Source organism: Brevundimonas sp. (genome assembly GCF_032017145.1).
Classification (GTDB): domain Bacteria; phylum Pseudomonadota; class Alphaproteobacteria; order Caulobacterales; family Caulobacteraceae; genus Brevundimonas.
This window is the reverse complement of record NZ_DALZQC010000003.1, coordinates 1-12,058: the sequence shown is the minus strand read 5'-3', so window position 1 is coordinate 12,058 and position 12,058 is coordinate 1. Positions and strand designations below refer to the sequence as shown.

The window sequence follows — 12,058 nt, the reverse complement described above, 5'->3', positions numbered from 1 at the left end:
CCGCGCGGCGAGCGATGGCGCACCCGAAATGGAAGAAGCGCAGATAGCGTTCCTCGCCCTGTTTCGCCACCCGTCATGGTCACGCTATGTTCACGGGGATGCGCCCGCCGAGTCTCTTTCCCCTGTTCGCCGAGGTTTCGACCCTGAAGGGCGTGGGTCCGCGCGCCCTGCCCCTGGTGCAGAAGGTCGCCGGACCGCTGGTGCGCGATCTGGTCTTCCTGTCGCCGTCGGGCGTCATCGTCCGCCGCCCGATGCAGGCCGCCGACGCCGTGGATGGCGAGGTCGGCGTCTTCGAGGTGACCATCGACCGGATGTTCGTCCCCAGCCGTCCGGGCGCCCCGCTGAAGGTGCGGGCGACCGACCCCACCGGCTTCGTCCATCTGGTCTGGTTCGGCGGCTCGGCCCTGCACATCGACCGACTGCTGCCGCGCGGCGAGACGCGGCTGGTCTCGGGCAAGGTCGAGCGCTTCAACGGCGAGGTCCAGATCGTCCACCCCGACATCGCCGCGCTGGACAAGGCCGCCGACATCCCCGCCTCCGAACCCGTCTATCCGGCGACGCAAGGTTTGACCTCGCGCCAGCTTCGCAAACTGGTTCAGGCCGCCCTGCCCGCCGCGTCGGATCTGGCCGAATGGCAGGACGCGGCCTGGCTGAAGAAGCAGGGCTGGCTGTCCTGGCGCGCCGCGCTGGACGCCCTGCACACCCCTGCGGGCGAGCCCGACCTGTCGCCCGACGCGCCCCCGCGCCAACGCCTGGCCTATGACGAGTTTCTGGCCCACCAGCTGGCCCTGGCCCGTCGTCGTCGCGCGCGCGAGATCAAGCCCGCGCCCGTCATCGCGCCCGGTGCGGCGTCCAACCATCTGCTTCAGGCCCTGCCCTTTCAACTGACCAACGCCCAGGCTCAGGCCGTGGCGGAAATCCGCCGTGATCTGGCCGGCGGCAAGCAGATGGGCCGTCTGCTGCAGGGCGATGTGGGCTCCGGCAAGACCGCCGTCGCGGCTCTCGCCCTGGCCGACGCCGCGTCCAGCGGTTTCCAGTCCGCCCTGATGGCGCCGACCGAAATCCTGGCGCGCCAGCACTACGAAAAGCTGGGTCCCCTGCTGGAAGGCGCGGGCGTCACCGCGGTTCTGTTGACCGGCCGCGACACCAACGGCCAGAGGCGCGAGAAGCTGGCCGCCCTCGCCTCGGGCCGGGCCCAAGTCGCCATCGGCACCCACGCCCTGTTCCAGGACGCCGTCCGCTTCGACCGGCTGGCCCTGGCCGTCATCGACGAACAGCATCGTTTCGGGGTCAACGAGCGCCAGCGTCTTCAGGCCAAGGGGGACCCGCGCCTGGGCGCCGTCCACCTGCTGACCATGTCGGCCACTCCCATTCCCCGCACGCTGGAGCTGACCCAGTACGGCGAGCTGGAGGTCAGCCGCCTGATGGAAAAGCCGCCCGGCCGCACCCCCGTCACCACCGCCGTCCTGCCCCTGGCCCGCATCGGCGAGGTCGCCGCTCGGCTGAAGACAGCGGTCGAAAGCGGCGCCCAGGCCTATTGGATCTGCCCGCTGGTCGCAGAATCCGAAGCCATAGACCTCGCCGCCGCCGTCGATCGGGCCGACGACCTTCGCCGCCTGCTGGGGGTCGAGGTTGGCCTGGCCCACGGCCAGATGCCCGGCGCCGAGCGCGAGTCGGTCATGGCCGATTTCGCCGATGGCCGCCTGCCGGTTCTGGTGGCGACCACGGTGGTCGAGGTGGGCGTGGACGTGCCCAACGCCTCGATCATGGTGATCGAACACGCCGACCGCTTCGGCCTGGCCCAGTTGCACCAGCTTCGCGGGCGCGTCGGTCGCGGCGCCAAGGCCAGCGCCTGCATCCTCCTGTACGGCGGACAGGAAGGCGGCCTGGGCGACACGGCGAAAGAGCGGCTGGAAACCCTGCGCCGGACCGAGGACGGCTTCGTCATCGCGGAAGAGGATTTCCGCCTACGCGGCGGCGGCGACCCGCTGGGGCTGAAACAGAGCGGCTTTCCCGCCTACCGTTTCGCCGATCCGATAAAGCACCGCACCCTGATGCTGGCCGCCGCCGACGACGCCCGGCTGATCCTGCACCACGACCCCGACCTGACCTCCGAACGCGGCCTGGCGGCGCAGGTGCTGGAGGAGTTGTTCGACTGGAAGGGCCACAAGGCGGGGTCGGACTGACAGGCGACACGGCTCGCCATCCTAATCGAGCAGGAAAAGCCAAGTCCAATCAGGGACGTGCACCGCAGCAGCGTCATTTGACCTAACCTAGCGCCAGACCGTGTTAGTCTTGCTGATCGGTCTTTGACATCGCATGAAACTTGGACTCGTTAGACTGTTTTTTTCGAGTCCAACTTCGCGCCTGGGAACGATCCGGTCCTAGCCGATCACCCGGCTCCACCCATCGAAACCGACTTCGACATTCGCGGGAACAAGCGACGACAACGCCTTGTAATCCATGTCGATATGCAGGTTCGTCAGCACCGCCCGCTCGACGTCGGCGGCGGCGATCCATTCCAGCGCCTGGTCCAGATGGGCATGGGTCGGATGGGGCGTGTAGCGCAGGGCGTCCACGATCCACAGCCGGCAGCCCGCCACAGCTTTCAGCGCCGCCTCGTCCAGATCCGACACGTCGCTGGAATAGGCCATGTCGCCCAGCCGATACCCGACCGACCGAATCGGTCCGTGCGCCTGATCAAAGGTCGTGACCGGGATCGCGCCGCCCGCCCCCTCCACCGACCACGCTTCGCCGTGCGGCGGAATCGTGTGCGCCTCAAGCAGCGGCGGATAGCCCAGCTTGGTCGCGAAGATATAGTCGAACCGATGCGTCAGCGACGTCCGCGTCGCCGCGTCCATCCAGGCCGGAATCCGCTTTCGCGCCCGCGCGGCGAAGGTGCGCAAGTCGTCGATCCCGTGGGTCTGGTCGGCGTGATCGTGGGTGTAGAGCACGGCGTCGACGTGCGTCGTCCCGCTGGCCAGCATCTGCTCGCGCAGGTCCGGCGAGGTGTCGATCAGGACATTGGTCACGCCATCCGCTCCGGCCTTGCGCGCCAGCATCGAACAGCGCGTGCGCCGGTTCCTGGGCTCGGCCGGATCGCAGGCGCCCCAGTCGCCATCGCCGCGCGGCACCCCGCCCGACGATCCGCTGCCCAGGATGACGACCTCGAAACTCATGCCGGCCTCGGTATTCGGTCAAAAAGGCCGAAGAAGGCCTCGGTCGTGATTCGGTCCGCCTCCTCGGCGCTCCAGCCCCGGATTTCGGCCAGCTTGTCCAGTACATGACCGATGTAGGCCGGCTCGTTGCGCCGTCCCCGGTGGGGAATGGGCGCCAGATAGGGGCAGTCGGTCTCCACGATGATCCGGTCGCCCGGCATATCGCGGATCACGGCTCGCACATCCTCAGCCGCCTTGAAGGTGGCGATGCCGGACACCGAGAACCACGCCCCCATTTCCGCAGCGATCTTCGCCAGTTCCGCCCCACTTGTATAGCAGTGCATCAACATCTTGAACGGCCCGGCGGCATATTCCTCGCGCAGACTATCCGCCATCACCTCGTCCGCCTCGCGCGTGTGGATCACTAGCGGCAGGCCGGTTTCGCGCGCGGCGGCCACATGCTGGCGGAACACCGCCGCCTGAACCTCGCGCGGGCTGAGGTCATAGTGGAAATCCAGGCCGCACTCGCCGATCCCCACCACCTTGGGCCGCTGCGCCAGTTCGATCAGGGTCGCCGCCGTCAGGCCCGCCGCATCCTTGGCCTCGTGCGGGTGGACACCGACCGTGCACCAGATGTCGTCGTGCGCCATGGCGATCCCATGGGTCGCCTCGAAGGTCGTCAGCTTGTCCGAAATCTCGACCATCAGCCCGACGCCCGCCTCGCGCGCCCGCGCGATCACGGCGTCCCGGTCGTCGTCGAACTGCGGGGCGTGCAGGTTCACATGGCTGTCGATCAGCATCAGCCCATCCTTTCCTGCTGGACCTGAACCCGGCGGATGTCCGCCAGTGCGCCGGCCAGCACGTCGCCGCGATCCAGGTTCAGACCCGCCGTCCGCTCCGGCAGGGGCTGCAGCCGCTCCCACAGGTCGGCCCAGCGATGGCCGCCCGAACCGCCGCCCAGCGCCCGCATCTTCACCGCCGAAATCAGCCGGCCCATCAGCACTTCGAACCTTTCCTGCCCCTCGGCGCCCCGGAACTTGTCGGCGACCGCCAGGGCCTCGGCCCGGTCGATGTCGCCCTCGACCCAGCGCCGCGCCAGCTGATCCATCTCGAACGTCGCCCCCGACGCCAGCGCCAGGGCCGCGCCCGGCGATCCGCCCGCCATGGCCGCCGCGTGTTCGGCGTCCTCGCGCTCCACGCCCGTCCGGTTTCGCACCAGGGCTTCCAGCCGATCCGGCGTCCAGATCGGAAAGCTCAGCCGCCGACATCGCGAGCGGATGGTGGCCAACAGCCGCCCCGGCGCATGGGTCACCAGAAACAACACCCCCCGCTCGGGCGGCTCTTCAAGAACCTTCAGCAAGGCGTTGGCTGCGTTGATATTCAGGTCGTCGGCCGCATCGATGATCGCCACCCGATGCTGGGCCTGCGACGGGCTCTTGGAAAAGAACTCCGGCAGTTCCCGCGACTGATCGACCGAGATCGACTTCTTGGTCTTGCCTCCCTCGACCAGCCGCTCCAGCACCAGCAGATCAGGATGGGCCTGGGCCGAGATCAACCGGCTGACCGGATCGTCGCGACGCGCGCCCAACGGCCCGCGCCCCGGATCGGCCGCCGCGCCCAGCAGCCGTCGCGCCGCGCGATAGGCGAAGGTCGCCTTGCCCACGCCCTCCACCCCGCACAGCAGCCAGGCGTGGTGCAGCCGCCCGCGCTCCCACGCATCCAGAAACGCCGTCTCGGCGGCCGCATCGGGGACCAGATCAAAACGGTCGCGGGGATGACCCTCGCTCACAGCAGCCGGTCCTGAACCGCCCGCCAGACCCGCGCCTCCACCTCGTCCAGCGACCCGACCGCATCGATCAGCACGCACCGTTCGGGATGGGCCTCGACGATCCTTAGGAACCCCTCGCGCAGACGCTGGTGGAAGGCCAGTCCCTTGGATTCGAACCGCGTCTCGAACAGGCCGCGCCCGAACGCCCGCTCCAGCCCCACCTCGACGGGCAGGTCGAACACCAGGGTCAGGTCGGGCTGATCCGCGCCGACCACGCCCGCGTCGATCTGTTCGATGAAGCTCTGGGCCACGCCGCCGCCCGCGCCCTGATAGGCGCGACTGCTGTCGGCGAACCGGTCGCACACCACCCAGTCGCCGGCCTCCAGGGCCGGCCGCACCGTATGCTCAAGATGATCGGACCGGGCCGCATACATCAAAAGGGTCTCGGTCATGGCCGACCAGGGCTCGGCCTCGTTGGCCACCACCAGGTTGCGGATCACCTCGGCGCCCTTCGATCCGCCCGGCTCGCGCGTACGCACCACCTGCCGGTCGCCCAGCACGGGCTTCAGCCGCTCGACCAGTCGCGCGACTTGGGTCGACTTGCCGGCGCCCTCGCCGCCTTCAAAGCTTATGAAACGTCCACGGGTCACGGGCGCACTAATGGCGTCCGCAGCGCGGGTGGCAAGCCTTAGCCGCCGGATATCAACAGGGCGTCGGCGAATCCCCGCGCCATCACCGCCTGACGGGCGCTCTCGGCCGCCGCCTGATCGATCCAGGGTCCGACCAGAACGCGATACCCGCCGCCGGTCTCGTCCACCTTGGCGCGGGCGCCCAGCCGTTCGGCGATTCGCTGGGCCGCGCCCGGATCGCGGAAGGCGCCCGCCTGGACCCAATAGGATCCGCCGATGGGAACAGCCGGCGTCGCGGCGGCCGGCGGCGGCGTATAGGCCGGCGGCGCCGTATAGGCGGGCTGGGGCGCGGAATAAGGCTGGGACGTCGTCTGGATCGGCGCGGGCTGAACGGCGGCCCTCTGCACGGGTTGCGGCTCGGCCGCCCTCGGCGCCTCGGCTCTCAGGACCGTTCCGCCGCCCAGACGCGGCGCCTGGCCCAGATAACGCACCCGCACCCGCGCCACGCCGTCGCGCCGCATGTCCAGTTCGTCCGCCGCCTCGCGCGACAGGTCGATGATCCGCCCATCCACAAACGGCCCGCGATCGTTGACCCGCGCCACAATCCGCCGCCCGTTGGTCAGATTTGTCACCTCCACCAGGCCCGGCAGCGGCAGGGTCTTATGCGCCGCCGTCAGGGCGTGCATGTCGAACCGCTCGCCGGTCGAGGTCGGGCGGCCGTTGAAGGCGTCGCCGTACCAGGACGCCATGCCCACTTCGTCATAGTTCGGCTGGTCCTTGGGCGTGTACCAGCGCCCGCGCACCTGATAGGGCCGCATCGTGCCCGACGCGATGGGCGCGAGGTCCTTGACCACCGGGATCCCGCCCGCGCCGCGCCCGCCGGCCAGGCTGGAACAGGCCGCCAGCAGCGAGAACAACCCCAGCACCAGGGCGCCGCGCATCCATCGTCCAGCCGTCATCCGCCTCGCCTTCGTCTCCGCCGTCGTAAAAACAGGATGAACGAAGACATTTCCGCTTTGGTTAACGCCCCCTTCCCCTGCTATGGCGTCCGCTCCGCTCGACGCGGCGAGGAAGTGTGGCCGAGTGGTTTAAGGCACTGGTCTTGAAAACCAGCGACGGTGTGAGCCGTCCGTGGGTTCGAATCCCACCGCTTCCGCCGCCCTGAACGTCTTAAGCCCTTGCGTCTGTCCGCCCGGACGTTAGGAACCGGCTCCCCTTTCAGGAGCGCGGCCATGACGGCGACGAAACCGATGACCATCGGCATCGACTTCGGCACGACCAATACGGTCGTGGCCCTGAGCGATGCGAACGGGGTGGCCCATCTGGCGACGTTCGACGCGGTGGAAGGTCAGACCACCACCTTTCGTTCGGCGCTCAGCTTCCAGACCCATCCCGGCGTGGACGGCCAACCGCCCGAGCGGGTGGTCGAGGCCGGGCCCTGGGCCATCGCCGCCTATGTCGAGGATCCGCTGGAGACCCGGTTCATCCAGTCGTTCAAGACCTTCGCCGCCAGCGCCGCCTTCACCGAAACCCGCATCGACAACAAGCGCTACGCCTTCGAGGATCTGCTGGCGGCCTTTCTGCTGCGGCTGCGTCATCATGCGGGCGACGCGCTGGACGCCATGCCGCCGGCCGTGGTCGTGGGCCGTCCCGTCACCTTCGCCGGCGGCAATCCCGACGAGGGCCTGGCCTTGGGGCGCTATCAGGCGGCGTTCCAGCGGCTGGGCTTCACCGACATCCGCTATGCGCATGAGCCGGTGGGCGCGGCCTTCTATTTCGCGCGCAAGCTGACGCAGGACGCCACGGTCCTGGTCGCCGATTTCGGCGGCGGCACCAGCGACTTCTCCATCATCCGGTTCGAGCGGACGGACGATGGCCTGCGCTCCACGCCCCTGGCCCGTTCGGGCGTCGGCGTGGCGGGCGACGCCTTCGACTATCGGATCATCGACCAGCTGGTGTCGCCCGAACTTGGCAAGGGCGGCCTGTACAGTTCGGTCGGCAAGCAACTGCCGATCCCGCAGCGCTATTATTCCGCCTTCGCCCGCTGGGATCAGCTGGCCCTGTTGCGCGCATCGCGCGACATGCGCGACATCCGGGCCCTGGCCCGCACCGCGCTGGAGCCGGAAAAGATCGAGCGCCTGATCGAGGTGCTGGACGACAACCACGGCCACGACCTGTACCGCGCCGTCTCGGCCCTGAAGATGGCCCTGTCCGCCAATGACACGGCCGCCTTCCGCTTCCACGCCGGCGACGTTCATATCGAAAAGCCGGTCACGCGTGCGGAGTTCGAAGGCTGGATCGCGCCGGAACTGGCCGCCATCGAAGGGGCGGTGGATCAGGCGATGGCGCGCGCAGGACTGGCGCCGGACGGCATCGACCGGGTCTTCCTGACCGGCGGCACCTCCTTCGTGCCGGCCGTACGCGCCATTTTCCAGGATCGGTTCGGCCAGGACCGAATCGAAACGGGCGGCGAGTTCGAATCCATCGCCGCCGGCCTGGCCCTGATCGGGCGCGAACCCGATCTGGACCTGTGGAGCGAAAAGGTCGGCTAGGTCGAAATCGGCACTCCGCGTTCCCTCGTCATTCCGGGGCTGAGCGCAGCGAAGAACCCGGAAGCCAGGGGACGGTCACCGCGCCAGCCGCGTCGTGCATCGGAGGTGATCCCCTGGGTTCCGGGTTCGTCCTGCGGATGCCCCGGAATGACGGCTTGTGAGAGATGGCTGCGTCTTAGAACCCCTGCGCCCGCGCCACCCGTTCGGCGTGGAAGCCGGCGTCGCCCAGCAGTTCGTTCAGCACCCGCACCCGTTTCATGAACAGACCGACGTCGAACTCGTCGGTCATGCCCACGCCGCCGTGCATCTGCACCGCCTCCTGCACCGCCAGTTCGGCGACGCGGCCGACCTTGGCCTTGGCGATGGAGGCGGCCAGCGAGGCGTTCTCCCGCCCCTCGTCGATGGCCAGTTGCGCGCCCAGCGTCGCCGCCCGCGCCAGCTCCAGTTCCGAGAACAGATGCGCCGCCCGGTGCTGCAGCGCCTGAAACTCGCCGATCAGCTTGCCGAACTGTTTGCGGGTCCGCAGATAGTCCATCGTGACCTTGAACGCCTGGTCGCCCGCCCCGGTCAGGGTGGAGGCCGCGCAGGCCCGGCCCAGCGTCAGGGCGCCGTCCAGCAGCACCTCGCCCTGCCCCACGTCGCCGATCACCGCATCGGCGTCCACCGCCACGTCGGTCAGGGTGATGCGCGCGGCGTTGTGGGCGTCCACCATGGCCGTGCGTTCGACCGTCACGCCCGCCGTCGTCGGATCAATCAGGAACAGGGTCACGCCCTCCTCCGCCCTGGCGACCACGATCAGGGCGTCCGCCACATGGCCGTCCAGCACGAACGCCTTGGCGCCGCTCAGCCTGAAGCCGTTGCCCGCCCGCTCGGCCCGCGTGGCGATGCGCGACGGCGCGTGTTTGGCGCCCTCGTCCACCGCCATGGCCAGGATCGCTTCGCCCGCCGCGATCCGGGGCAACCAGCCCTGCTGCGCCTCCGATCCTGCGTCCATCAGAACCTTGGCCGACAGGACCGACGATCCCAGATACGGCGACGGCGTCAGGGTGCGCCCCAGGCTCTCAGCGATCACCCCGGCCTCGACGGCGCCCAGGCCCATGCCGCCCATCGCCTCGGGAATGATGACGCCGGCGAAGCCCATCTCTCCGAACGCGCGCCAAAGGTCGCGCGACACGCCGTCAGGATCGCGGTCGTCCCTCAGCTTTCGCAGATGAGCGATGGGGGCGTTCTCGTTCAGAAAGCCGTCGGCGGCGTCCTGCAACATCGTCTGTTCTTCGGTCAGGATCAGGGGCATGGTCCCTATTCTTTCATCGTCATCCTCGGACTTGATCCGAGGATCGGGTGTTGAGCGGGCTGTGCGCTGACATTCGTCGCACAAGCGTTGGAGCGTCCGATCCTCGGGTCGCGCCCGAGGATGACGGAGCATGAGAACAGCCTACGCTCCCGGCAGCTGCAGCAGGTGTTTGGCGATGATGTTCAACTGAACCTCGCTGGTCCCGCCCTCGATGGAGTTGGCCTTGGTCCGCAGCCAGTCGCGCGCCGTCTTGCCGTCGTTTGACCGCTCGCCTTCCCATTCCAGGGCGTCGGCCCCGCCCGCCGCCATCAGCAGCTCGTGCCGTCGCTTGTTCAGTTCGGACCCATAGTATTTCAGCATGGAGGCGATGGCCGGGTGCGCCTGTTTGGCCTTCACCTGATCGCCGACCCGCTCCATCGCCAGACGGAAGGCGGCCGCGTCGATCTCCAGGTCCGCGATCCGGGCGCGCAGCATCGGCTCGTCCAGACGCCCGGCCTCGTCCGCGCCGATGGCGTCCAGCGCCACCTGACCCACAGGACGCCCGCCGCCGACCTCGCCCATGGCGCCGATCATGGTCCGTTCGTGCGCCAGCAGATATTTTGCCACGTCCCAGCCCCGGTTCAGCGTCCCGACCAGGTTTTCCTTCTCCACCCGCACATCGTCGAAGAAGGTCTCGCAGAAAGGCGACTTGCCGCTGATCAGGGTGATCGGCCGCGTCGTCACGCCCGGCGTCCTCATGTCGAACAGCACGAAACTGATGCCCAGATGCTTGGGCGCCTCCGGGTCGGTCCGCACCAGGCAGAAGATCCAGTCGGCCTTGTCGGCGTAAGAGGTCCAAATCTTCTGGCCGTTGACGATCCAGTGGTCGCCGCGATCTTCGGCGCGCGTCTGAATGGACGCCAGATCGGACCCCGCGCCCGGCTCGGAATAGCCTTGGCACCAGCGAACTTCGCCGCGCACGATCTCGGGCAGGAACCGTTGCTTCTGCTCTTCGGCGCCGAAGGCCAGCAGCGCCGGGCCCAGCATCCAGACGCCGAAACTGGCCAGGGCCGGCTGCGCCTTGATGCGCCGCAGTTCCGAGGCCAGCACCTTGGCCTCCTCGCGGCTCAGGCCGCCGCCGCCGTATTCCTTCGGCCATTCCGGCGCGGTCCAGCCACGCGCGCCCATCCGCTCCAGCCATTGCTTGTGCGCCGGGGTCTTGAACGTGGGATTTCGCCCGCCCCAGATCATCTCGTCGTCGGCCATCGGCCCGCGACACTCGGCCGGGCAGTTATCGGCCAGCCACGCACGGGTCTCGGCGCGGAAGCGCTCCAGGTCGGTCATGCATCGTCTCCCATTCGTCCCCGCTGACGGCCGCAGCCGCCGCGAAAGGATCGTTGGAAACGAGCTTATCTTCGAAATCGCCCGCTTAGGAAGCGAAACCTGAATGCCGATCACATAGCTGACGTAACGTCAGATCAGCCCGTGCCCCTTGGGCAGTTCGGCATAACGGTGGACGCGCGTGGCCATGACCAGCCCAAAGCCGATCATCACGGTCAGCATCACCGTGCCGCCATAGGACAAAAGCGGCATCGGCACCCCGACGACGGGCGCCAGCCCCATCACCATCGCCCCGTTGATCAGCACATAGAGCGCGAAGGTCGCCGTCACCCCCGACGCGGCCAATCGCCCGAAGTGACTGTGCGACAGGGACGCGATCCTCAGAGAGATCAGAATGATGGCGGCGTAACAGGCCAACAGGGTGAAGGTCCCGACGAAGCCGAACTCCTCGGCGAAGGCGGCGAAGATGAAGTCGGTCTGGCGTTCGGGCAGGAACTCCAGCTGGCTCTGGCTGCCCAGACCGAAGCCGCGCCCCAGCGGACCGCCCGATCCCATGGCGATCTTGGATTGCACGATCTGATAGCCCTTGTCCGCCATATCGGCCTCGGGGCTCAGGAAGGTCAGCACGCGGTGGCGCTGGTAGTCGTGCATCCCGAACATGACATAGGGCGGCACCAGCACCGCCGCCGCCACGATCAGCGGCACGATGATCCGCCAGCTCAGTCCCGCCACGAACATCATCGCCGCACCCGTCAGGCCGATCAGCATGGCCGAACCCAGGTCCGGCTGATGCGCGACCAGAAGGAACGGCAGGCCGATGATCCCCACGGGGAAGATCAGCTTCCAGTGAAAACTCGCCTCCTTGGCCGATGCGCCGTGATACCAGCGGGCCAGGGCCAGAACGACGCCGATCTTCATGATCTCGGACGGCTGGATGCGGGTGAACCCCAGATCCAGCCAGCGCGTCGCCCCCAGCGCATGATACCCCAGCGGCGTCTCCACCAGCGCCAGCAGGAACAGCGCCAGCCCATAGATCGGATAGGCCAGGGCGAACCAGTAGCGGATGGTGATCAACGACAGCGCCAGCATCAGCGCCAGACACATGCCGAAGCGGATCAGGTGTTTGGCCGCCCACGGCGACCACGATCCGCCCGCCACCGAATACAGCATCAGGGAGCCGGTGCCGGCGACCACGCACAGCAGCGCCGTCAGCCGCCAGTCGATCTGGCCCAGCTTGGTCGAGACGCGCTCGCGCTCGCCGGGTCGCGACAGGGCCGAGGCGGTCAACGGCCCGGCTCGGACAGATAGGGGCGCGGGCCGCTGGTCGCGCCGGGGGT

General features: G+C 68.4%; 10 protein-coding genes and 1 tRNA gene. 3 read left to right on the top strand and 8 right to left on the bottom strand.

Features of this window, described 5'->3' with window-relative positions; translation table 11 throughout:
- Positions 1-98: 98 nt before the first annotated feature.
- The gene (recG, locus tag RTU05_RS00900) at positions 99-2,186 is read left to right on the top strand and encodes an ATP-dependent DNA helicase RecG (RefSeq protein WP_312594918.1); all 2,088 of its coding nucleotides are present in this window, start codon (positions 99-101) and stop codon (positions 2,184-2,186) included.
- Positions 2,187-2,384: 198 nt separating this feature from the next.
- Here recG and RTU05_RS00895 read toward each other — a convergent pair whose 3' ends face one another.
- Genes RTU05_RS00895 through RTU05_RS00875 form a run of 5 tightly spaced genes read right to left on the bottom strand, consistent with a single transcriptional unit; the run spans position 2,385 to position 6,514 of the window.
- Positions 2,385-3,179, bottom strand: coding sequence for an MBL fold metallo-hydrolase (locus RTU05_RS00895; RefSeq protein ID WP_312594916.1), 795 nt, complete (start codon positions 3,177-3,179; stop codon positions 2,385-2,387).
- Positions 3,176-3,958 carry a TatD family hydrolase gene (locus RTU05_RS00890; protein WP_312594914.1) on the bottom strand — a complete coding sequence of 261 codons (783 nt, stop codon included), beginning with the start codon at positions 3,956-3,958 and terminating at the stop codon, positions 3,176-3,178. The genes RTU05_RS00895 and RTU05_RS00890 overlap by 4 nt, the downstream gene beginning before the upstream one ends.
- The gene (locus tag RTU05_RS00885) at positions 3,958-4,947 is read right to left on the bottom strand and encodes a DNA polymerase III subunit delta' (RefSeq protein WP_312594912.1); all 990 of its coding nucleotides are present in this window, start codon (positions 4,945-4,947) and stop codon (positions 3,958-3,960) included. Before RTU05_RS00885 ends, RTU05_RS00890 begins: the two co-directional genes overlap by 1 nt.
- Positions 4,944-5,576 (bottom strand): dTMP kinase, encoded by a 633-nt coding sequence (gene tmk, locus RTU05_RS00880; protein WP_312594910.1) that lies wholly within the window; start codon positions 5,574-5,576, stop codon positions 4,944-4,946. Before tmk ends, RTU05_RS00885 begins: the two co-directional genes overlap by 4 nt.
- A 38-nt stretch (positions 5,577-5,614) precedes the next feature.
- On the bottom strand, positions 5,615-6,514 hold the full coding sequence (locus RTU05_RS00875; RefSeq protein WP_312594908.1) for a septal ring lytic transglycosylase RlpA family protein: 900 nt from the start codon (positions 6,512-6,514) through the stop codon (positions 5,615-5,617).
- Positions 6,515-6,624: 110 nt separating this feature from the next.
- On the opposite strand from RTU05_RS00875, the gene RTU05_RS00870 reads away from it, so the two are divergent.
- Both RTU05_RS00870 and RTU05_RS00865 read left to right on the top strand, forming a co-directional pair.
- Positions 6,625-6,711: transfer RNA gene (locus RTU05_RS00870), tRNA-Ser, on the top strand.
- A gap of 76 nt (positions 6,712-6,787) precedes the next feature.
- A complete protein-coding gene (locus tag RTU05_RS00865; RefSeq protein ID WP_312594906.1) occupies positions 6,788-8,107 on the top strand; it encodes an Hsp70 family protein in 1,320 nt (439 codons plus the stop codon).
- A 175-nt stretch (positions 8,108-8,282) separates the two neighbouring features.
- On the opposite strand, the gene RTU05_RS00860 is transcribed toward RTU05_RS00865, so the two are convergent.
- The 3 genes from RTU05_RS00860 to rodA all read right to left on the bottom strand — a co-directional run bounded on the left by RTU05_RS00860 (position 8,283) and on the right by rodA (position 12,008).
- The gene (locus RTU05_RS00860) at positions 8,283-9,401 is read right to left on the bottom strand and encodes an acyl-CoA dehydrogenase (protein ID WP_312594904.1); all 1,119 of its coding nucleotides are present in this window, start codon (positions 9,399-9,401) and stop codon (positions 8,283-8,285) included.
- Between the two features lie 141 nt (positions 9,402-9,542).
- Entirely contained in the window at positions 9,543-10,724 is a 1,182-nt protein-coding gene (locus RTU05_RS00855; protein WP_312594902.1) for an acyl-CoA dehydrogenase family protein, read from the bottom strand.
- Positions 10,725-10,853: 129 nt separating this feature from the next.
- Positions 10,854-12,008, bottom strand: coding sequence for a rod shape-determining protein RodA (gene rodA, locus RTU05_RS00850; protein WP_312595021.1), 1,155 nt, complete (start codon positions 12,006-12,008; stop codon positions 10,854-10,856).
- Between the last annotated feature and the right edge of the window lie 50 nt (positions 12,009-12,058).

What these genes read in the sequence shown, in the direction of transcription:
- recG (WP_312594918.1), top strand. Translation starts at nt 99, where the DNA reads ATGCGCCCGCCGAGTCTCTTTCCCCTGTTCGCCGAGGTTTCGACCCTG.
- RTU05_RS00895 (WP_312594916.1), bottom strand. Translation starts at nt 3,179, where the DNA reads ATGAGTTTCGAGGTCGTCATCCTGGGCAGCGGATCGTCGGGCGGGGTG.
- RTU05_RS00890 (WP_312594914.1), bottom strand. Translation starts at nt 3,958, where the DNA reads ATGCTGATCGACAGCCATGTGAACCTGCACGCCCCGCAGTTCGACGAC.
- RTU05_RS00875 (WP_312594908.1), bottom strand. Translation starts at nt 6,514, where the DNA reads ATGACGGCTGGACGATGGATGCGCGGCGCCCTGGTGCTGGGGTTGTTC.
- RTU05_RS00865 (WP_312594906.1), top strand. Translation starts at nt 6,788, where the DNA reads ATGACGGCGACGAAACCGATGACCATCGGCATCGACTTCGGCACGACC.
- RTU05_RS00860 (WP_312594904.1), bottom strand. Translation starts at nt 9,401, where the DNA reads ATGCCCCTGATCCTGACCGAAGAACAGACGATGTTGCAGGACGCCGCC.
- RTU05_RS00855 (WP_312594902.1), bottom strand. Translation starts at nt 10,724, where the DNA reads ATGACCGACCTGGAGCGCTTCCGCGCCGAGACCCGTGCGTGGCTGGCC.